General features: G+C 41.2%; 18 protein-coding genes and 4 pseudogenes. 3 read left to right on the top strand and 19 right to left on the bottom strand.

Annotated elements, in window-relative coordinates; genetic code table 11:
- Positions 1-91: 91 nt before the first annotated feature.
- The 12 genes and pseudogenes from A5N84_RS04880 to hemL form a co-directional block, all read right to left on the bottom strand.
- Positions 92-550 (bottom strand): FKBP-type peptidyl-prolyl cis-trans isomerase, encoded by a 459-nt coding sequence (locus A5N84_RS04880; protein WP_072281477.1) that lies wholly within the window; start codon positions 548-550, stop codon positions 92-94.
- A gap of 101 nt (positions 551-651) precedes the next feature.
- Entirely contained in the window at positions 652-1578 is a 927-nt protein-coding gene (gene epmA, locus A5N84_RS04875) for an EF-P lysine aminoacylase EpmA (RefSeq protein ID WP_072281476.1), read from the bottom strand.
- Positions 1579-1727: 149 nt separating this feature from the next.
- Positions 1728-2742 (bottom strand): annotated as a pseudogene (gene ilvC / locus A5N84_RS04870) (ketol-acid reductoisomerase).
- Between the two features lie 129 nt (positions 2743-2871).
- Positions 2872-3381: an acetolactate synthase small subunit gene (gene ilvN, locus A5N84_RS04865; protein WP_072281475.1), complete on the bottom strand. Its 510-nt coding sequence runs from the start codon at positions 3379-3381 to the stop codon at positions 2872-2874.
- A pseudogene (gene ilvB / locus A5N84_RS04860) lies at positions 3378-5126 on the bottom strand (biosynthetic-type acetolactate synthase large subunit). The gene ilvN and the pseudogene ilvB overlap by 4 nt, the downstream one beginning before the upstream one ends.
- Before the next feature lie 100 nt (positions 5127-5226).
- Complete coding sequence (gene recG / locus A5N84_RS04855; RefSeq protein ID WP_072281474.1) at positions 5227-7278, bottom strand: ATP-dependent DNA helicase RecG; 2052 nt, start codon at positions 7276-7278, stop codon at positions 5227-5229.
- The gene (locus A5N84_RS04850) at positions 7275-7652 is read right to left on the bottom strand and encodes a RidA family protein (RefSeq protein WP_072281473.1); all 378 of its coding nucleotides are present in this window, start codon (positions 7650-7652) and stop codon (positions 7275-7277) included. Before A5N84_RS04850 ends, recG begins: the two co-directional genes overlap by 4 nt.
- A 19-nt stretch (positions 7653-7671) precedes the next feature.
- Positions 7672-9837, bottom strand: a complete 2166-nt coding sequence (locus tag A5N84_RS04845) for a RelA/SpoT family protein (protein WP_078055575.1) — start codon at positions 9835-9837, stop codon at positions 7672-7674.
- 2 nt (positions 9838-9839) lie between these two features.
- Positions 9840-10070 (bottom strand): DNA-directed RNA polymerase subunit omega, encoded by a 231-nt coding sequence (gene rpoZ, locus A5N84_RS04840; protein WP_072281472.1) that lies wholly within the window; start codon positions 10068-10070, stop codon positions 9840-9842.
- A 75-nt stretch (positions 10071-10145) separates the two neighbouring features.
- Complete coding sequence (locus A5N84_RS04835; protein WP_072281471.1) at positions 10146-11033, bottom strand: hypothetical protein; 888 nt, start codon at positions 11031-11033, stop codon at positions 10146-10148.
- 45 nt (positions 11034-11078) lie between these two features.
- Entirely contained in the window at positions 11079-11714 is a 636-nt protein-coding gene (gene pdxH, locus A5N84_RS04830; protein WP_072281470.1) for a pyridoxamine 5'-phosphate oxidase, read from the bottom strand.
- Between the two features lie 4 nt (positions 11715-11718).
- Positions 11719-13010, bottom strand: a pseudogene (hemL, locus tag A5N84_RS04825) (glutamate-1-semialdehyde 2,1-aminomutase).
- A gap of 168 nt (positions 13011-13178) precedes the next feature.
- Here hemL and rpsT point away from each other — a divergent pair.
- Entirely contained in the window at positions 13179-13445 is a 267-nt protein-coding gene (gene rpsT, locus A5N84_RS04820; RefSeq protein WP_072281501.1) for a 30S ribosomal protein S20, read from the top strand.
- 75 nt (positions 13446-13520) lie between these two features.
- A complete protein-coding gene (locus A5N84_RS04815; RefSeq protein WP_072281469.1) occupies positions 13521-13922 on the top strand; it encodes a diacylglycerol kinase in 402 nt (133 codons plus the stop codon).
- Here A5N84_RS04815 and hflD read toward each other — a convergent pair.
- Genes hflD through secA form a run of 4 tightly spaced genes read right to left on the bottom strand, consistent with a single transcriptional unit; the run spans position 13902 to position 18800 of the window.
- Positions 13902-14546 carry a high frequency lysogenization protein HflD gene (gene hflD, locus A5N84_RS04810; RefSeq protein WP_072281468.1) on the bottom strand — a complete coding sequence of 215 codons (645 nt, stop codon included), beginning with the start codon at positions 14544-14546 and terminating at the stop codon, positions 13902-13904. The genes A5N84_RS04815 and hflD overlap by 21 nt on opposite strands.
- 21 nt (positions 14547-14567) lie before the next feature.
- Positions 14568-15674 (bottom strand): tRNA 2-thiouridine(34) synthase MnmA, encoded by a 1107-nt coding sequence (gene mnmA / locus A5N84_RS04805; protein WP_078055574.1) that lies wholly within the window; start codon positions 15672-15674, stop codon positions 14568-14570.
- 7 nt (positions 15675-15681) lie between these two features.
- Positions 15682-16065 (bottom strand): NUDIX domain-containing protein, encoded by a 384-nt coding sequence (locus A5N84_RS04800; protein WP_072281467.1) that lies wholly within the window; start codon positions 16063-16065, stop codon positions 15682-15684.
- Positions 16065-18800 carry a preprotein translocase subunit SecA gene (secA, locus tag A5N84_RS04795; RefSeq protein WP_072281499.1) on the bottom strand — a complete coding sequence of 912 codons (2736 nt, stop codon included), beginning with the start codon at positions 18798-18800 and terminating at the stop codon, positions 16065-16067. The genes A5N84_RS04800 and secA overlap by 1 nt, the downstream gene beginning before the upstream one ends.
- Positions 18801-18979: 179 nt before the next feature.
- Between secA and A5N84_RS04790 the strand changes: the two genes are divergently transcribed.
- Positions 18980-19414 (top strand): hypothetical protein, encoded by a 435-nt coding sequence (locus tag A5N84_RS04790; RefSeq protein WP_072281466.1) that lies wholly within the window; start codon positions 18980-18982, stop codon positions 19412-19414.
- Between the two features lie 104 nt (positions 19415-19518).
- Here A5N84_RS04790 and rho read toward each other — a convergent pair.
- The 3 genes and pseudogenes from rho to pyrE all read right to left on the bottom strand — a co-directional run bounded on the left by rho (position 19519) and on the right by pyrE (position 22064).
- Positions 19519-20789: pseudogene (gene rho, locus A5N84_RS04785) on the bottom strand (transcription termination factor Rho).
- A gap of 150 nt (positions 20790-20939) precedes the next feature.
- Positions 20940-21266: a thioredoxin gene (gene trxA, locus A5N84_RS04780; RefSeq protein ID WP_072281465.1), complete on the bottom strand. Its 327-nt coding sequence runs from the start codon at positions 21264-21266 to the stop codon at positions 20940-20942.
- 141 nt (positions 21267-21407) lie between these two features.
- Entirely contained in the window at positions 21408-22064 is a 657-nt protein-coding gene (pyrE, locus tag A5N84_RS04775) for an orotate phosphoribosyltransferase (protein WP_072281464.1), read from the bottom strand.
- Between the last annotated feature and the right edge of the window lie 17 nt (positions 22065-22081).

Genomic DNA, 22081 nt, shown 5'->3' with positions numbered 1-22081 from the left:
TTCTTTAGCATTAAAGAAAATATTTTTGTCTAATTTTTATAAAAAAACCACCCGAATAAGGTGGTTTAAATTTAATATAAAACAGCTTATATTAGTTTGGCATAATGATTTTAGGGCTTTCATCATTACTTTCAACATTTTCAATATCAACAGAAAAATTTAGTGTTTGCCCTGCTAATGGGTGATTGCCATCAATGATTACCGTTTCTTCGCCAATAGCTGCTACAAATACCATAACCATACCTTCTGGGGTTTCAGCTTGCAATGGCATACCCACCTCAAGATTAGGCACTTCAGCTAATTGTGATTTTGGAATTTCCTGCACCGCTTCTTCATGACGCACACCATAACCTTCTTCAGGCGTAAGCGTTACTTCAATATGTTCACCTTTTTGCTTGCCCATCAGTGCCTGCTCTAAAGCGGGTAAAATTTGTTGCTCACCTGCTACAAACACCAAAGGTTCACGCCCTTGAGATGAGTCAAGTATTTCACCATCATTGTTTTTGAGGGTGTAATGAATACTAACTGTTGCATTATTTTGAATTTGCATAACATTCTCTCTATTTAATCAAAAAATTTATTTTAGAAACTACGATTTAGCAGCTCAGGATTGGCATTTTAACATAGCGCCTTATTCATATAGCGCGATTATCAAGTTAAAACCACCGCCTCAATCGTATCTACTTGCTTTATCAACATTAATAATCTGTCCAATCCCAAAGCAACACCCGCTGATTCTGGCATACCCATTGCTAAAGTTTGTAAAAAAGGCTCATCAAGTGGCATTAGCGACAATCCAAGTTTTTTGCGTTGCGCATTATCTTGTTCGAAGCGTTGTCTTTGTTGCATAGCATCTGTTAATTCCCAAAAGCCATTACAAAGCTCCATCCCTTGTGCATACAATTCAAAACGCGCTGCCACATCGTGCTTACGTCCCTGCTCATCTATGCGCGTCATAATCTTAGCCAACGCTGCCTGTGAAGGTGGATAATCGACCACAAACTCCAAACACTCTTGCCCCAAATGCATTTCAATAAAATGCGTAAACAATAAATCTAAATAACCATCACGCTCTAACGTCCATCCGCCTGCCTCAGGAATACGCGCAATTGTAAAAAGTCGCAACTCTGCATCACTAATGCCCCTAATGTCAAGTGAGAGAAAGCGCTGAAATAACTCCGCATAAGGCGATTGTCTAACTGCCCACTTCTGGCTTTTAGGCCATAGTATTTGCACTAAATCGGCTACTTCTTGCATTAATTGCTGATGATTCCAACCCACACGATACCATTCCAGCAATGTAAATTCTCTTTTATGACGCCGTCCAGACTCCTCATTACGAAACACGTGTCCTAATTGATAAATATCCCCACTACCGCGACATAACAGCATTTTCATCGCATACTCAGGTGAGGTAATTAAATAAGCACCATCAGCACATGGTACACTTGCAATCGCTACATCAGTAACACCGTACTCACTAATAAGCGCCGTATCAACTTCCAGCACCGCGCGTTTAGAAAAAAATGCGCGTACCTTTTGTAAAATATCGCTTCTAAATTGAATTTTATCGCGCATCCTCCCTCCTTAATATAATAACCTACAAAAAATTCTAATTTCTGCAACCTACTACGGTTTTACATACCATTGCAGCATGCAATTTAACTAAAAAAGAAAAAGCGCATCATTAAGATACGCTTTCTGCTTGCAATCAAAGCTAAAGAGAATTAATTTTTTTCTTGGTCGACTAAACGATTAGCTTTAATCCATGGCATCATTTCACGCAATTTTTCACCCACCACTTCAATTGGATGTTCTGCATTCAAGCGCCGACGTGAGCGCATAGATGGGGCGCCTACACGATATTCAGAAATAAACTGCTTAGCATATTCGCCACTTTGGATATTATGCAAACACTCTTTCATTGCCCAACGACTTTCTTCATTAATAACCTGAGGGCCGGTAACATATTCACCAAACTCAGCATTATTCGAAATAGAATAATTCATGTTGGCAATTCCACCCTCATAAATCAAATCTACGATTAATTTAAGCTCATGCAAGCATTCAAAATAAGCCATCTCAGGCGCATAACCTGCTTCAACCAACGTTTCAAATCCCGCTTTAATTAATTCAACCGTCCCACCACACAAAACCGCCTGCTCACCGAATAAATCTGTTTCGGTTTCTTCGCGGAAAGTTGTTTCAATAATACCCGCCTTGCCCCCACCATTAGCAACCGCATAAGCCATCGCAATATCTCGCGCATGCCCGCTATTATCTTTTTCAACTGCAATCAAATGAGGCACCCCGCCACCTGCCTGATAAGTTGAGCGTACCGTATGCCCTGGAGCTTTAGGGGCAATCATGATGACATCTAAATCTTCGCGTGGCTCAACCTGCCCATAATGCACATTAAATCCGTGCGCAAATGCAAGCGCTGCCCCTTGCTTAATATCACTTTCAACTTGCTGATAGACCTCAGCAATAGATTCATCGGGTAATAAAATCATGACCACATCTGCTTCTTTGACAGCTTCATTTACCTCTTTAACTGTCAAACCAGCATTTTCAGCTTTTTTCCAGCTTGAGCCGTTCTTGCGCAACCCTACTACCACCTCTATTCCTGATTCATGCAAATTATTTGCATGGGCATGTCCTTGTGAACCATATCCTAAGATTGCAATTTTTTTTCCCTTGCAATACTGAAACATCAGCATCTTGGTCATAAAATACTTTCATCTTTACTCCTATAAATTGTTATTTAATTAAATTAATACCGCAAAAGCCGCACCAGCATCCTTGCACGCTCTAGACAGAGTAAACAATAAAGCCAGTTAGAGGGAATACAGCGCATTAATAAATAGTGATCTAATCAGGCATCTCTAAACATTTACCTGAACCCGTTACCGCCACACCTGTAACCCCTGTCCTTGCCAACTCGCGAATATCTTTATCATTAATCATTGCCAGAAATGCATCGAGTTTGCGCGGAGAGCCTGTAATTTCTATAACCAAAGTTGTTGGCGACATATCCACCACTCGACTGCGAAACGTTTCTGCCAATTGCAAAAACATTGGGCGGGTTTTCTGGTCAGCAACGATTTTGACCATCATCATTTCACGATTAATCAGCTCATCTTCTTGGATAATCACCAGTTTAATAACGTCAATTAATTTGTTTAATTGCTTATTGATTTGCTCCATTAAGTGCGCATCGCAATAAGTTACCAACGTCAGCCGAGAAATGGTTTTATCCTGCGTAGGCGCTACATTCAAACTATCGATATTAAAGCCTCGTGCAGAAAATAATCCAACTACCCGCGACAAAGCTCCTGCCTCATTTGCCACCAACATTGAAACAATATGCCGAGTTATCATACTAACACCATCCCTTCATTAAATACTGATTGCATTTTATCGCGCCCAGCTAACAGCATATCTGCCTGCCCACCGCCAGAAGGAATCATCGGATAGACATTCTCTGTAGGGTCAGTTTTAATATCAACAAATAGCGTATCATTTTTGTTCGCAACAACTTGTGCTAGTTTTTCTCTTAGCTCTCCGACAGCATCGATACGAACCCCGCCATGCCCATAAGCCTCAGCAAGCTTAATAAAATCTGGTAAGGATTCCATATAAGACATAGAGTAGCGCTTTTCATAGAAAAATTCTTGCCACTGACGCACCATACCCAAATAACCATTATTTAAGCAAATAATTTTTACAGGCACTCCAAATTGTCTAGCCGTTGTGAGTTCTTGTAGCATCATTTGAATAGAGCCTTCGCCTGTGATGCAATAAACATCTTCATTAGGGCGCCCAAGTTTTGCACCAATGGCTGCTGGGTAACCAAACCCCATCGTGCCTAACCCGCCTGAATTTATCCACCTTCTAGCTCATGAAAGCCAAAATACTGCGCCGCCCACATTTGATGCTGTCCCACATCAGAGGTAATAATCCCCTTGCCTTCCGTAAGTTCATAAAGCGTTTGGATGACCTGCTGTGGCTTAATGAATTCACTATTTTTATCATAACCCAACGAATCCATCGCCCGCCATTGGTTGATTTTTTCCCACCACGGCGCCAATTCTGCCTTATCTGCTTGATAGTCTCCCAGTACTCGCAACATTTGTTGCAACACATTTTTCACCGACCCAACTATCGGAATATCCACTTGCACATTCTTTGCGATTGAAGAAGGATCAATATCGATATGGATAATCTTGGCATGCGGACAAAATCGCTCCAAATTCCCTGTAACTCTATCATCAAAACGTGCGCCTACTGCAAACAAAACATCACACTCATGCATGCCCATGTTGGCTTCATAAGTTCCATGCATTCCTAGCATACCCACAAATTGCGTATCGTTTGCAGGATAGGCGCCTAATCCCATTAATGTATTGGTAACAGGTAAATTTAATTGCCTTGCAAGCTGTGTTAACTCTTTTGCTGCATTATCAATGACCACACCACCGCCAGAATATAACATTGGGCGCTTAGCATTTTTAAGTAGTTTTTACCGCTTTTTTAATCTGACCTATATGCCCTTCAACTGTTGGTTGATAAGTGCGCAATTCAATTGACTTTGGATAATCAAACAATGTTATATCAGCAGTAACATCTTTAGGGACATCAATTAAGACAGGGCCAGGGCGTCCGCTAGAAGCAATATAAAACGCCTTTTTAATGGTTAGCGCCAAATCTTTAACATTTTTCACCAAAAAACTATGCTTCACACAAGGACGCGTTATACCAACCGCATCAACCTCCTGAAAAGCATCATTGCCAATGAGTGAAGAAGGCACTTGCCCAGAAAAGACTACCATTGGAATAGAATCACAATAGGCAGTGGCGATACCTGTAACGGCATTAGTCAAACCTGGTCCAGAAGTAACCAATGCAACCCCAACTTTACCCGTTGCGCGCGCATAGCCATCCGCTGCGTGCAACGCAGCCTGTTCATGGCGTACTAAAATATGCTTGATGTCATTATTCTTATACAAAGCATCGTAAATGTGCAACACCGCACCACCAGGATAGCCAAACACATATTCTGTTTGTTCAGCCTTTAATGCCTCAACAATAATCTCCGCGCCATTTAATTTTTTATTTTTAGCCATATCCTACTCTTTAATAAACTTTACCTCAGCGGTCTGTAACATTACCCGAGTGGATAACTCACGGTCAAGCGCTTTGTTAATTTTTTATAGAAACGCAAAATCAAGACTGAAGATAGCGCATTTTTCCAGCCGCCCAGCGCGCTAGAAGTATTTCAACAAACGCCTGATTTTCCATCAGCCATTCCTGCGTATATTGCGCGATTTTAGGCAACAACATTGCATCACGTTCTAAGTCAGCAACTTTAAATAATTTAGCGCCTGTTTGCCGAGTGCCTAACAATTCTCCCCCTCCACGAATATTTAAATCCTCTTGCGCAATTACAAACCCATCATTACTCTCACGCATCACCTCAAGGCGCTGACGTGCCACCTCCCCTAACGGCGCTTGATACATCAACACACAATATGATTGCTGCGCCCCTCTCCCTACCCGACCACGCAATTGATGCAATTGTGCCAATCCAAAGCGCTCGGCATTTTCAATAATCATCAATGACGCATTCGCCACATCTACTCCCACTTCAATCACCGTTGTCGCCACCAATAAAGCAATCTCATTTTTGATAAAAGCCTGCATTACCGCATAGCGCTCCTGTTGCGCCAAACGCCCATGCACCAATCCCACTTTGATATCAGGCAAACATGCTTGCAACATTTGCGCAATAGCTTGCGCATTTTCGCACTCCAACACCTCGGATTCTTCAATAAGCGGACAAACCCAATATGCCTGTCGCCCCTGTCGACAATTCTCCCCCACTCGCTCAATAAGCGCCTCACGCCGACTTGCGCTAATAACTGACGTATGAATGGGCTTACGCCCAGCAGGCAACTCATCAATCACCGATATATCCAATTCACCATACACACTCATTGCCAGCGTTCGTGGAATTGGAGTTGCGGTAAGCACCAATTGATGCACCGCCTGTTCTGCAACAGATTTATCTTGTAGAGCCAAGCGTTGGTGCACCCCAAAGCGATGTTGCTCATCAATCATAATCAATGCCAAATTATGATATTGCACCTGCGCTTGAAACACCGCATGCGTCCCGATAATCAATTGAACTTCACCACTGGTAACCGCCTGCAACGTTGCCCGTTTTTTTGCTGCAGGCATCTTACTCACCAACACCGCCACCTGTATGGATTGCCCCTGCAAAAGTCGTTGAATATTTTGTGCATGTTGCTCTGCCAGTAATTCTGTTGGCACCATCAATACCGCTTGATAACCCGCATAAATAACGGACAATGCCGCCAACAGCGCCACAATCGTTTTTCCCGAACCCACATCCCCCTGAATCAAGCGCATCATTGGCTGACTGCGTGTTAAATCCTGCGTAATTTCTGCAAATACGCGCCGTTGCGCTTTAGTAAGTTCAAAAGAAAGAGACTGCTCAAATCTTTGTAAAGCCTGAGTATCTATTCTAATTTTAGGCGCCTGCAAACGACTGCGATAAGCGCGCGCCAAAGCAATAGACAACTGATGAGCGCATAACTCCTCCACAATCAAGCGCTCCCTTGCCTTTGCTAATTGCGCCTCATCGAGTGAATATTGGGGGCGATGCAACTGCTCCAGCGCTTGATAAAAAGATAAATATCCACGCACTACCAACACATCTTTTACCGCTAACGGTTTTACCAAAACCAATGCCTGAGCTATCAACTTGCGCCAATCTTTTTGCGAAAGTCCACTTACCGTGGAATATACTGCGAGCAAATGCTCAGATAATTCAGGCAATTGCGCCCCGTTAAGCCATTGAATCTCAGGGTGATGAAATTCCATACCATAAGCGCCTGCCTGCGCCTTGGCATAAAAAAGCCCCCAGCGTCCCGCTACAAACTGCTTAGGTTGACTTGCAAAAAAATGAAAATAGCGCAGATAAAGCCGCGCACCACTGCTATCTTGTACAGTTATATGCAACATCTTACGCCGACTAAAACTCACCCGCGAATCCACCACCTCTGCATGCACCAGCGCATAGGTTTCATGTTTTAAATCTGCAATTGGCGTTAAATGAGAGCGGTCTTCGTAGCGAAGCGGTAAGTGCAACAATAATTCACCCAAAGTTTTCACTCCCGCTTTTTCAAATAGCGCTAATTTTTTATCGCTCAGTGTAAAATACGTGCTTAGCGGTGCGGAAAAATTAGGCGTCAATAAGCTGCAACGCCTTCAATTTCAATATCCGCCCCTTTTGGCAATGCTTTTACCGCATACGCTGCACGCGCAGGATAAGGTCGGCTAAATAATTCCTCCATCACCTTATTGACCGTGTCAAAATAACTTAAATCACTTAATAACACCGTAAGTTTAACAATATGTTCTAACTGCAAATCTGCCGCTTTTAAAATCGCCTCAATATTGGCAAAAACTTGTCGCGTTTGTGCTTCAAAGCCCTCTACCAATTCCATCGTTTGCGGATTAAAACCAATTTGCCCTGAGAAATAAAGCGTCTGCCCATGGCGAATAGCTTGTGAATAGGCGCCAATGGTCTTAGGCGCTTGGTCGGTGTGAATCATTTGTTTACTCATATTTCCTCCTTTGAAAAATTTAAATTCTTCGAATATCTACCACCTCATTGAAAGTGCGTAGACGGCGAATAATCCTTGCCAAATGCGCACGATTTTTGACTGTTAATACAAACAACAAAGTCCGCAAATCTTGATAAGCCAAATGCGTTTTAACAGAAAAATCATTAATATTGGCTTCTTCGTCGGCAATAATTGCCGTAATAATCGCCAAAATCCGTCGACGCTCGCGAACATCTAATTCAATCGCAGCGGCAAATACGCCTTGCGTCTTATCCGCCCATTGCACTCGTATCCAATCTAACTGATTGGCTTGGGCAATATATGGGCATTGATAGCGATGAATCCGCACACCAACCGCTGGCATCAATTCCCCTACAATTTTTTCATAAGGCAATGGATGACAGCATTGCGCTAACTGGATTGCCGTATCTAAGGCGCTATGAATTATCAAAGTTTGAGCATGCTCTGTAGTTTGTAACTGCTGTCCTAATAAAGCAGAAGCGACTAAACTAGGTTGCAACTCCCCTTGAGATAATTTGCGAAATAGCGTGGGTTTATCTATTTTATGTTTTCGCAAATAATCACTCAGTAGCGCCAAATCTAATTGCTCCAACCCCACTTGACCTAACCGCTGTAACGCCATGTCCAAGTATTTTGCACCAATTGCCTGAGCCTGTTGCTCAGCAAGATTATGCAAATAATGCCTAATTCCTGCTTTGGCTTTTGCGGTAACCACCAATTCTAGCCAATTGCTATGCGGACTTGCATTTTTATCTGTAATAATTTCAACAGTTTGCGCAGGCTCTAGCGCTTTAAATAACGGAAATTCATGTCCGTTAACTTTTGCCGCCACACAATGATTCCCCAAACCATGGTCAACCGCATAAGCAAAATCAATGGGTGTTGCACCCAAAGGTAGATCAATCACTTTGCCTTTAGGGGTATATACATGGATATCGCCTTGAGTTAATTCTTTTTTAACTGCTTCATAAAATTCAAGTGGATTATGGGTAATGCTTTGCACATCGCGCAAACGCGACAGCCAATCACGCATAGATTGATGCGTTTGGATACTGTGGCGTTCATGGCGTAAATGTTTTTGCTTGAGATGTTGATGCCAAACAGAAATAATCCCACTTTCTGCCAAGGTGTGCATATCACGGGTGCGGATTTGAATATTAAGCACTTCATGACTGGGCATTAATACGCTGGTATGAATAGAGCGGTATCCATTACTTTTGGGTGCAGCAATAAAGTCCTCAAATTTGCCCACAATAGGACGATACAAACTATGCACTTTCCCCAAAATACGATAGCAATCGTCTTCCTTCTCCGCCACAATGCGTAGAGGAATGGTGCGCACGGCATCGTTAAAACTCGATTTGCGCTTCATGCGCTGATAAAGTCCCCATAAATGCCGTTGACGTTTATTAATGGATGCTTTAATCCCTAACGCTTGCAACAATGGCGCAAGCTCTTTTCTGACTTTAGCAATCACATCATTTTGCTCAAAGCGCAATTTATAGTGCTTTTGCAACACACGATAGCGCCATGGATATAAATGCGAAAAAGCCAAATCTTCTAACTGCAAACGAAAATAAAACAATCCCAACCGCCCAGCGATAGAGGCATAGACTTCCAACGTTTCTTTTGCCTTGCGCACACGTTTATCTGGACGCAACGACCCAAGCGTTTGCATATTATGTAAGCGATCAGCAAGCTTAATAATGATAACGCGCGGGTCATCTGTCATTGCGACAAACATTTTTTTAAAGCTATCCGCCTCTACTTCTTGTGGTGCTTGATGTTTTAAGCGGTCAAGCTTGCTTACACCATCGACCAACCGCGTTACCTCTTCACCAAATTCAGCGACCATCTGCGCATATTCAACAGAGGTATCTTCTAACACATCATGCAAGAGCGCCGCTTGTAATACGGGCAAATCAAAACGCTGCTCGGCTAGAACCAAGCAAACCGCGATAGGATGGGTAAAATAAGGCTCACCCGATTGGCGCATTTGCCCATCATGAGCTTGAGCGCCATAAGTTAGCGTGCGTTCAATAGTGTGTAGTTCTGATGGTTGTAAATAAGACACTAACTGTTGAAAAAGAGTCTTGGCTGATTGTTGTAGTAAATCCGCACCAATCAATCCATTAAAAAGTGTTGACTGCATAGGTGCGGTCATTTTTATTGCTCAAACGCTTCGTGAATAGCTGTTTTAATGCTAAGTAATTCAGAAATTTTAGTTTTGCCCTCTTCAATTTCGCGCAAAGCGATAACTGTAGGCTTATTGCCTTCTTCTGGCACTAAAGGCTGATGCCCCATAGAAATTTGGCGCGCTCTTTTTGAGGCTGCCATAATTAAACGAAAACGATTGTTTTCCTCTATCAAACAATCTTCTACAGTAACACGCGCCATAAATCCCCCTAAAAGTTAAAAGATGCTCAGTTTAGCAATAATTACTCAAATAAGGCAACATTACCCGCTTATCTATCACCCAACATGCAAGCCATTTTTTATCATTGTAAAATGTCCTGCGCAAATTGTATTAAGCCAATTCATCGTTTCACTTAAGCCACCAAAAGGATAAAAATGTAGACGTGATAATGATGTTGTCTCGCGCTGTTGTTTTTTGTAAGACGCTAGTTGGAAAATTAATTTATCTGGTGTGCGCAAATGCAGTAAATTTTTAACACTTGCACCGTGACGTAATAAATAATTAATCGAACTCCCTACCCCACAGGCTTTTGCATAATTTAACAATGTTGTCGTACTAGCTAAACCTGCCACACCAATATAAACGGGGAGTTGAATGTTATTTTGATGCAAAAGCTCTAACCAATGAATAATTGGTTGCGCTTCAAAACAAAATTGTGTAGTGAGAGAGCCTGATAGTTGATGTGTTTGCACATAGTTCTGTTTAAACTGCGCCGCTTGCATAAGCGCTTGCAAAGAAATATCCAAACTACCTTCAGGGTGTCCAGCAAAAGATAAGTTCGTAATGCCGTAGCTAGCAAAATCATACGCTAATAACAAATCACGTACGCTTGAATAAGGTCCTTTGGGTATTTTTTGAACCCCAGCAATCAGTAACACTTCCTTGATATTTAGATGTTGTAACCGCTTTAATACTCCCCCTAATTGCTCATCAGATTCAATACTACGTGCTGCAATATGCGGAATAACCTTAAAGCCTTGTTTAAGCAAATGCATACAAGCTTCAAGTGTGTGCGCTATGCTTGACTCTGGCAAGCAAGTTATATAAATACGCTGTCCCTTTTTAAGCAAAGAGCGCAAATCTTGATGGCTAAGCGCTATTTTAGGTGTTAACTCAATACTAAAATCATCTAGCAAATCAATAATATCGTCTTTGTCTGACATTTGAGTGCAAAAAGTTGATGTTACCATGAATATTCCGTCCTTAAATTAAGGAGCCAAACGCTCAATCTGCCAGATCTGATTGTCAAACCGATAACGAAAACGGTCATGCAATCGATTGGGTTGCCCCTGCCAAAACTCATAATAATCCGCATGAATGCGATAACCACCCCAAAAATCTGGTAGGGGTATCTCACCTTGAGCGAATCGTTGCTTCATGTTTTGCCACTGATTAAGCAATAAAGCTCGATTATCAATGACTTTACTTTGTGGAGAACTCCATGCGCCAATTTGGCTATCTTTAGGGCGTGATAAAAAATATCGTAAAGATTGAGCACTAGAAATTTTCTCAGCTCTTCCCTCAATACGCACCTGCCGTTGTAGAGAAAACCAAGGAAATAACATCGATACTTGCGGATTTTGTGTAATTTGTTGTGCTTTTTGACTATGATAATTAGTAAAAAACACGAATCCATTCTCATCAAAATATTTCAATAAAACTGTGCGTTGGAATGAACGTTTTGCCACGCACGTCCCCAGCACAAACGCATTAGGCTCAACTACACCCGCTGACAAAGCCTCGTTAAACCATCGCTCAAACTGAGCTACTGGTTTTTCTAATAAATCTTCGCGCATTAAAGGCGGGTGTGCGGTAAATTCATTGCGAACGTGAGCAATATCCAAAATATTAATCCTTCAATATTGAGAAAACCTTATCCATCGCTTGTAACGTTTCATCCAAAATTTCCTGACTATGCGCAGCGCTAATAAATAACGTCTCAAATGCTGATGGCGCTAAATATACGCCATTCTCTAACATCAAATGGAAAAATTTTGCAAATCGCTCACTATCACAAGCTTTAGCCTGCTCTAAATTTTCCACCACTGTTTGCGTCGTGAAAAATAACCCTACCATGCCACAAACCGACTGCACCAACACATCAATTTGATGTTTTTTACCTAGCGCCCGAACTCCCTCAACAAAATAATGCGTTTTTTGCGCTAAATCCTCATAAAATCCTGCCTGTGCGGTAATATTCATATTGGCAATACCTGCCGCCATTGCTACTGGATTACCTGAAAGCGTTCCTGCTTGATACACTCCCCCAATGGTGCAAGCAACGACATAATCTCCGCACGACCACCAAAAGCCCCTACAGGCATACCGCCCCCAATTACCTTACCAAAAGTCGTTAAATCAGCCTCAATGCCAAATAACTCTTGCGCGCCCCCTTTTGCAACACGAAAACCCGTCATCACCTCATCAAAAATCAATACCACGCCATATTGCGTACAAAGTTCTCGCAAAGTATTTAAAAATGCTACTTTAGGTGGCACACAATTCATATTGCCAGCAATTGGCTCAACGATTACTGCCGCTAACGTATTACCTTTTTCTTCAAATAACGCTTCAAGCGCCTGAATATCATTGTATGGCAAGGTTAGCGTATGGCGCGCGTATGCCTCAGGCACTCCAGGAGAGTCTGGCACATTTAACGTCAACGCCCCCGAACCTGCCGAAACCAAAAGACCATCTGAATGACCATGATAGCATCCAGCAAATTTCACCACATCTGAACGCTTGGCATAAGCTCGCGCTAAGCGAATAGCGCTCATCGTTGCCTCAGTGCCTGAATTACACATTCTCACCATCTCAACAGAAGCCACCCTATCGACAATCAACTCGGCCAATTGTGTTTCTACCTCAGTTGGTGCGCCAAAACTCAATCCATCTGCACAAGCTTTCTGCACAGCCTTTACAATCTCAGCGTGTGCATGTCCTGCAATCATCGGTCCAAACGACCCTACATAATCTATATAACGATTATTTTCAATATCATAGAGATAGGCTCCGCTTGCAGCGCGCATCATTATTGGTGTCCCCCCAACACCTGCAAATGCCCGAACAGGTGAATTCACTCCACCAGGAATAACCTTTTTTGCTTCAGCAAACGCTGCTTCACAAGATTGGTTTTTCATGTAATTTACCTCTAAAAAAATTAAATAAAAAAGATAAATAACATTATGAAATTATTTGCATGCAAATACAACCAAAACGCTTTCATATCAACCCAATCATTGACAGCTTATAACAATTAATGGATAATGCGCGCCTTTATCCAACTTAAGTTATTAGGAGCGAGAATTTTGGCAAATTCAGCACAAGCAAAAAAACGCGCTAAACAAGCAGAAAGCGCCCGCGCTCGCAATGCGAGTCAACGTTCAGCTATGCGCACAGCAGTAAAAAAAGTTTTACACGCTATCCATGCGCAAGACCAATTTTCTGCTAACGAAGCATTCAAGCAAGCCAGTCGTTTGCTCGATCGTTCAGCACGTAAAGGGTTAATCCATAAGAATAAAGCTGCTCGATTAAAAAGTCGTATCAATACAAAAATCAAAGCCATTAGTGCCTAGTATTAATTGAGTATATCTTTGATTTAATGCCCGCCTGTGCGGGCATTTCACTATCTCCAATATCTTAGGCGCCATATGGATAAATCAAAATCTGAAAAGGATTATGCCAGCAAACAAAAAAGTATTGGCGGTCTTAAGCGCATTTATAGCGCTTTGCATTATTCTATAGATGGATTTAAAGCTGCATGGAAAGAAGCGGCTTTCCGTCAATTAATGGGATTACATGCTGTTCTAATTCTTATCGCTTGCCTTATCCCCTTTCCTTATCTTCATACTGTGCTATTAATTGTTTTATCACTTGTTTCTTTGATTGTTGAATTACTTAATACCGCAATTGAAGCGGCAGTGGATCATACTTCACGCGCACAACATCCACTTGCTAAGCAGGCTAAAGATGTTGGGTCTGCAGCACAATTTTTAACTTTAGCTATGATACTCTTTGTCTGGATTGCATTATTAATCCAGCTTTGGCGCTGAAGTGAGCACATTAAAATCAAGAGACCGTGCACAGGTTTCAAGATTTTCACGGTTAAAAATTAACTGCCAACGGCTGCCACCATTCGCGCGCCAAAGTGCGCAAGCACGAATCCCACAAAGCAACAATGCGCGTACATGATTGGCTACACTTTTTTGCCCTAGAAAACTTGCATTCCCATAAATTTTTATTTTCCTTGCAGCCTCGCTTGCGCTCATACTGTAAATATCTGCAAAATTGGCAACCACATTTTCATGATAACCCTCGAAATAGTCTGCCTGTTGCTGTGCGTGTAATAATTTTTGTCTCAAAGTTTGCATTAATGCCAAGTTTTTAGAAAGTTTGCGCTCTATATAAATTAATTGTAGTGCATAGCGCATTTTTTGTGGTGATAATTTCTTTTGTAATAGGCGCAGTAATAATTGTCGTCCACGTTCTAGGCAATAGAGATTGTCATAATAATCTAGTAAATTTTCCTGATTAAAACGCAATAAACTTGCAAATAATGCCTCATAATTTTCTTGCGCATATGTCCCTTTAGTGGCTAAAAGCTCAACCCCCTCTACCGCCAACAATAATGCTGACAAAGCTATAACCTGCGCCTCTAATTCTTTCTGCGCACTCATAAAATTTTCCTTTCTTTTAAATTAATGATAACGCATTTCAATAACACCACCGCCTAGACAACGCTCTCCCTCGTAAAGAACTATATATTGTCCTGGCGTGATAGCGCGCTGCGCTTTGTTAAAGCTTACACGTAATGTTTTATCATCATTCCAATGCACCTGACAATCCTGCTGTTCTTGACGATAGCGCGTTTTCGCCTGATAGAGCTTGCCTTCAAGTGGTTTTTCATTAAGCCAAGATAATTGACCTGCTAATAATGCCTGATGATATAAAAGTGGATGTTCTCCTTGCCCAACAATCAATGTATTAGTCTTTAAATCTTTTTCTAATACATACCAAGGTGCTTCGCTTGCGCCAGCAACACCACCAATCCCCAAACCCTGACGCTGTCCAATAGTGTAAAACATCAAGCCAATATGTTCACCAATCTGTTCGCCTTCACTGGTGCAAATTTTTCCAGGTTGAGACGGCAAATATTGTTGCAAAAAATCTCGAAAAGGACGCTCACCAATAAAACAAATTCCTGTGGAATCTTTTTTATCAAAAGTAACCAAACCCGCTTCACGTGCTAAGTTGCGGACTGTTTCTTTTTGCATATTACCTAATGGGAATAGTGCCTGAGCCAATTGTGATTTAGTCATTTGATGGAGAAAATAACTTTGATCTTTATTCTTATCAGCTCCTTGATAAAGAGCAGGTTCCCCTTGATACTGTCCGCGGCGTGCATAATGCCCTGTCGCTAAACAATCTGCCCCCAATTGCTGGGCATAATAAGCCAACTCGGCGAATTTAATTTCTCGATTGCACAACACATCAGGGTTAGGCGTACGACCTGCTTGATATTCTTGCAAAAAAAGTTTGAAAACGCGCTCATGATAAGCCTGAACAAAATTTACTGTATGGAGTTTAATACCTAAAGTCTCGCATACATCTTTTGCATCTTCGATATCTTCCTCAAGCGTACAGTATCCACTAGAGAAAGATTCTTCCCAATTTTTCATAAAGATAGCAAAAACATTATAGCCTGCTTGCTTGAGGACATAAGCACTTACCGAAGAATCTACACCCCCAGAAATCCCCACCGCAATGGTGGCGCCTTTAGGGGGTAAATACATTTGTTCTAACATATTTTTACTACCTCTCATTAACCAAAATTTCAACAATCTTTTGATTAAGGGGCAAAAACTGATATTGCTTTAACGCTTTTTTATCCGCCCAAAGCCATTGCTGAAATTCCATCGCCTTAGGGGCTATCTCTTCTTTTAACTCAAGACGATAAAATTTTAAACATAAAGGCGCATTATTAATTTCCTGCATCAACACAAAATCATCTGCCGAGAATAAGAGCGCCAACTCTTCATATAACTCTCTCACTAAAGCTAAGCGCTCATCTTCTTTAGCCTCAACTTTACCACCTGGAAACTCCCAAAAATCTGCAAACGGCTTATTTTTTGGTCTCTTTTGTATCAGCACTTCGCCTTTTTCATTAATAATAACTGCGGCGACAACCAACGTCATTAAACAACCTGACCATGGCAATATTTAAATTTTTTCCCTGAACCACAAGGGCATGGCGCATTACGTGGTGTGCGTTTTAACACTTCTTCAGAAAGCTCAGTAAATACTGGTGGAATTTGCCCATTGTTATTTTCAGATTCCACGCCTGTAGAAATTTCGCTACTATCGCTATACTGCGCCTGCTCTAATGATTGTTGTTGACGCTGTTTTGCTTGTTGCTCTAGTTCCTCAGCCTGTGTAGGTTGCTCTTTAAACTCCATTAAAGATAGAAAACGGACAATTTCAAATTGGATATTCTCCAGTAGTCCGCCAAAAATCTCAAAAGCCTCACGCTGATATTCCCGCTTAGGATCTTTTTGTGCGCGTGAACGTAACCAAATAGCTTGCCTTAGCATATCCATCGTTGTTAAATGCTGTTTCCACTGCTTGTCAATTGTTTGCAATGCAATAATTTTTTCCACACGTCGAATAAATGCTTCGCCCACTTGCTGAGTCTTTTGTGCATGAATATTTTGCATCCACTCTATAAGACGCGCAACAATCTCTTCTTGCGTCATATTTTCATTTTCAGCAAACCAATCGCCATCAATATCGACCTTCAAACCAAAATCACCTAACAATGCCGCTTCAAGTCCGCGAATATCCCAGCTCTGTTTAGGGCGGTCTTCAGGCAAAAAGTCATAAACCACACGATTAAGCACATGCTCACGCATCAAATCAATTCTATCAACAATAGACTCCGCTTCCATGATTTCGCTACGCTGTTGATAGATAACTTTACGTTGTTCATTTGCAACATCGTCATATTCTAATAAACTTTTACGCGCATCAAAATTATGTGCTTCAACCTTACGTTGAGCGCCCTCAATTTGTCTTGAAACCATTTTGGATTCAATCGCTTCATTATCATCCATGCCAAAGCGTTGCATAATATTTGCCATGCGCTCACCAGCAAAAATACGCACCAAATTATCATCTAATGCAACATAGAATCGGCTTGAACCTGGATCACCTTGGCGTCCTGAGCGCCCACGTAGCTGGTTATCAATGCGTCTAGACTCATGCCGTTCAGCACCTATAACGTGCAACCCGCCAGCTTCTTTAACTTGCTTATGCCGCTGCTGCCAGTCTTGACGCGCCTGTTGTTTGCTTTGCTCGTCCGCCTCTTCGCCTAATGCCTGCAACTCACTGCGCAAGCTTCCCCCGAGAACAATATCCGTACCCCGTCCAGCCATATTAGTTGCAATAGTAACCATACCAGGGCGCCCCGCCTGCGCAATAATATCTGCCTCTCGCTCATGCTGTTTAGCATTTAAAATATTGTGTTTAATACCAGCTTTAGATAAAAGAGAGGATAATAATTCAGAAGTTTCTATGGACGCCGTACCTAGCAAAACAGGCTGTCCGCGTTGCTGACACTCTCGCACCTCTTCAACAATTGCCTCATATTTCCCTTGCTGATTAAGGAAAATCAAATCCGTATAATCTATCCGCGCTATCGGTTTATTGGTTGGGATAACTACAGTTTCTAAGCCATAAATATCTTGAAACTCAAATGCTTCTGTGTCAGCTGTCCCAGTCATACCAGCAAGTTTCTCATACATACGGAAAAAATTCTGATAAGTAATAGAGGCTAGAGTCTGCGTTTCTTGTTTTACAGTAACATTTTCTTTTATTTCAACTGCTTGATGCAATCCATCCGACCAACGCCGCCCCTCCATTGTCCGCCCAGTAAACTCATCAACAATAATGACCTCATCATCACGAACAATATAATCAACATCTTTATGGAATAAATAATGCGCGCGCAAGCAAGCATTGAGCACATGGAATAAGCCAATATTTTGTGGGTTATATAGCCCCTGCCCTGCTTCTAATAATCCACGTTCTTGCAATAAACCTTCAACGTGTTCATGTCCTGATTCAGTAAGACCGATTTGTTTGCTTTTTTCATCAACAGAAAAATCTCCAGGCCCATCTTCCTCTTCTTGTTTAGTTAATAGTGGCACGACTTTATCCAATTCACGGTAAAGCTCTAAGCTCACCTCCGCAGGTCCTGATATGATTAGTGGCGTACGCGCCTCATCAATCAAAATAGAATCCACTTCATCAACAATGGCAAAATTTAATTCGCGCTGTAGACGCTCTTCACTTGAAAGAGCCATATTGCTACGCAGATAATCAAAACCAAATTCATTATTTGTGCCATAAGTTACATCAGCCCGATAAGCTTCTTGTTTAGCCTGTCCAGACATTCCAGAAACAATAATACCCGTACTTAAACCCAAAAAATGATACAAGGCGCCAAGTTCCTCACCATCACGCTTTGCCAAGTAATCATTAACCGTAACTAAATGAACCCCATTGCCCGCCAGAGCATTTAAATAGACTGCTAAAGTCGCTACTAGTGTTTTACCCTCACCCGTTCGCATTTCTGCAATTTTTCCTTCATGTAACACCATGCCGCCAATAAGCTGGACATCATGATGCCGCATGCCAAGTACTCGCTGACTTGCTTCACGCACCACAGCAAATGCTTCGGGCAATAGAGCATCTAATGTAGCACCTTCTGCTAAACGCGCGCGAAATTCTTGTGTTTTTGCGCTAAGCGCTGCATCTTCTAGTGCTTGATATTCTTTCTCTAGCGCATTAATTTGTTGCACGCGCTTTCGATATTGCTTAATTAAGCGATCATTGCGAGAGCCAAAAAGTTTTGCTGCGAGGTTATTCCACATAAAAATATTTCCGATAAAATACATATTAATTTTGCTAAGCGCGCATCATACCTGAAAACCAAGCATTTAGCAGTACGCCAGCTCTGAACCTATACTGATATATAGGGCTAAATATTAAAAAATCAAGACTATTCGAAGATGGCGCTATAATCCACATGTACTTTTAATAACATAGAATCATGACTAAAAATTTTAAATCCCTAGAAAAAACCATAAAAAAAATCGTTGGTGATTTTAATCAGGATGAACAACAAAAACTCTATCAGCGCTACCATCAACTCTTGCGCCGTTGCCTCCCTCAAACTTGGCAATATGATATTTTATTACTTGATATTGAAGCAGGCGTATGGTTTTTGGGAGTAAAGAGTCAGCAAGATGCTTATGTATTGCGCTTCTTGCTGCCTGAAATTGAGCAACGTCTTAGCAAGAAATTAAAAAACAAACCTAAATTAAAAATAAAAGTCGATCCAGAATTTTGGTTTATAAATCAGCGTAAGCAGATTAGTAGCGTCAAAATCCAACCAAGACAAGCTTATAGCGAAGAAGAAGCTAACGCTATTTTAGAAAATTTCATTCGCCAATTAGAGTATAACGAGCAAAACCAAACCAATTAACCTCTCTATATAATAACCACTGAGCTCTCAGCTCAAGCCTATCAAGGCTAAGAAAATTTATTCTCAACAATCGATAGAGATTTTGACACTATTATAGTGAGCAATTAGCCTTTAGTGCTTGCATTTTTCATAGATTGAAAAAATTCGTCGTTAGTTTTGGTATTCTTCAGACGTTCAAGCAAAAATTCTATAGCTTGCAATTCATCCATAGGATGTAAAATTTTACGCAAAATCCATGTTTTCTGCAAAATCTCACCATCAATCATTAGTTCTTCACGTCGAGTGCCAGAAGGATTAATATCAATTGAAGGATAAATACGCTTTTCAGCAATACGACGATTCAAATGAATTTCCATATTACCCGTACCTTTAAATTCTTCGTAGATCACTTCATCCATTTTAGAACCTGTATCGACTAAAGCAGTTGCAATAATTGTTAATGAGCCTGCTTCTTCAGTATTGCGTGCCGCACCAAAAAACGTTTTGGACGCTGTAAAGCATTCGCATCCACTCCCCCTGTGAGAATTTTTCCTGATGCTGGGCTAACGGTATTATACGCACGCGCTAAACGCGTAATAGAATCACACAAAATCACAACATCTTTTTTATGCTCAACTAAGCGTTTGGCCTTTTCCATAACGATTTCAGCGACTTGAACATGGCGTTGCGCTGGCTCATCAAATGTTGATGACACCACTTCTCCGCGGACATTACGTTGCATCTCGGTTACTTCTTCTGGACGCTCATCAATTAAAAGCACAATGAGATAGCATTCAGGATGATTTTGCTCAATAGAACGCGCAATATTTTGCAACATCACTGTCTTACCAGCTTTAGGCGGAGAAACAACCAATCCACGCTGCCCCTTCCCAATAGGTGAAATCATATCAATCATCCGTGCAGTAATATCTTCGCTGCTGCCATTGCCAATTTCAAGCTTTAATTGCTCATCAGCATGTAGGGGAGTTAGATTTTCAAAAGGAATTTTATGTTTAGCAGCAGAACGTGGATCAAAATTAATGGTATCAATTTTAGTGATAGCAAAGTAACGCTCATTATCTTTAGGTGGTCGAATTTTTCCACTAACTGTATCCCCTGTGCGCAAATTACAGCGACGAATCAAGCTAGGAGAAACATATAAATCATCTGGTCCTGCTTGATAAGAATTTGCCTCAGACCGCAAAAAACCATAGCCATCAGGTAACAGCTCTAAAACACCGTCTCCTGTGATTTCTTCACCATTTTTAGCAAGTGCTTTTAAGATGGTAAAAATAAGCTCTGGCTTGCGCTTACGTGAAATATCTTCAAGCCCCATTTCTTCTGCAATCTGCAAAATTGCCTGAGGCGATTGTTGTTTTAAATCGCTTAAGTTCATAAATAATTATTAAAAGATTTACCTATTGAGGTTGAAAGATTTACCCATTAAGGGTTAAAAGGAGAAATTATATCAACTTCAAAACCTTACGCTAAATCAAGCGCCAAAATAGATGCGCTTGGTTTAGCTAAAGGATTTTTAGAAAAGATATTAAGAAAGGTGTGGTTTGATTGAATGCATTAGCTCACTTTTAGAAGCTAGCCCGATAATGGTTTCAACTTGCTCACCATCTTTGAATAAAATCATTGTAGGAATAGAGCGAATACCGTATTGCGCTGCAATATCGTTATTCTCATCAACATTCACTTTTGCAATAATCAATTGCTCTTCGTATTCATTAGCAATTTCATCTAAAATTGGTGCAATTGCGCGACAAGGTCCACACCACTCTGCCCAAAAATCTACCAATACTGGTTTATCAGCATTAATGACTTTAGATTGAAAATCTGCTTCGGTTATGGCAACAGGTTTGCCCATAGGTCTCTCCATTAAAAGTAAAGAAATTGTAATTGTTCTTGGATATAAACAAACGTCTTGAAAAATCGCAGTGAGAAGCACTGGATTTGATTGGTTGCGCAGTATAAGCGCCTCAGGCTATAAATTCAAGACTTGAAGTAACTAAACGCCATATATTTTGCGATAACTTTGCATTTTTTCAAGATATGCGGATAGATTAGGGTTGTTTTTCAAATAAGTCAGTAAATCGTTAAAATTAACCACGGCATGTGTTTGAATCTGCTCTGTTTTAGCCAGTTGTGTTAAGGCTGAATTTTGCCCTTCTATCCGTTCCATGCGGTCTAAAGCGACTAAAACAGCGCTTGGTTTTGCACCAAAATCACGCAAAAGCGCAAGGGATTGTCGAATTGCCGTACCTGCAGTAAGTACATCATCAATAACCAGCACATTTTGACCATCAACATCAGCACCAACCAATTGACCGCCTTCGCCGTGTTGCTTTTCTTCTTTGCGATTAAAAGCCCATTTCACCGACCAGTTATATTGACTAGCCAAAACAGTCGCTATTGCCGCAACTAAAGGAATGCCCTTATAAGCAGGACCGAATAATACATCAATATGATTCCCTTGCGTGCGTATTTGCCATATTTTTTCTGCATAACTAGTTGCTAAGACCAATAGCGCTTGTCCGTCATTAAAAGCCCCTGCATTAAAAAAATAAGGACTTTGTCGTCCTGATTTAAGCGTAAAACTGCCAAATTTTAATGCTTCTACAGCCACAGCAGTTTGTAAAAAATTCTGCTGAAAGTTTGCTAACATACTCTCTCCTTTTTTAT

The organism is Rappaport israeli (genome assembly GCF_001888055.1).
GTDB classification, from domain to species: Bacteria; Pseudomonadota; Gammaproteobacteria; order Cardiobacteriales; family Cardiobacteriaceae; genus Rappaport; species Rappaport israeli.
The sequence above is the reverse complement of the archived record's forward strand: the minus strand, read 5'-3'. Positions and strand labels throughout refer to the sequence as shown.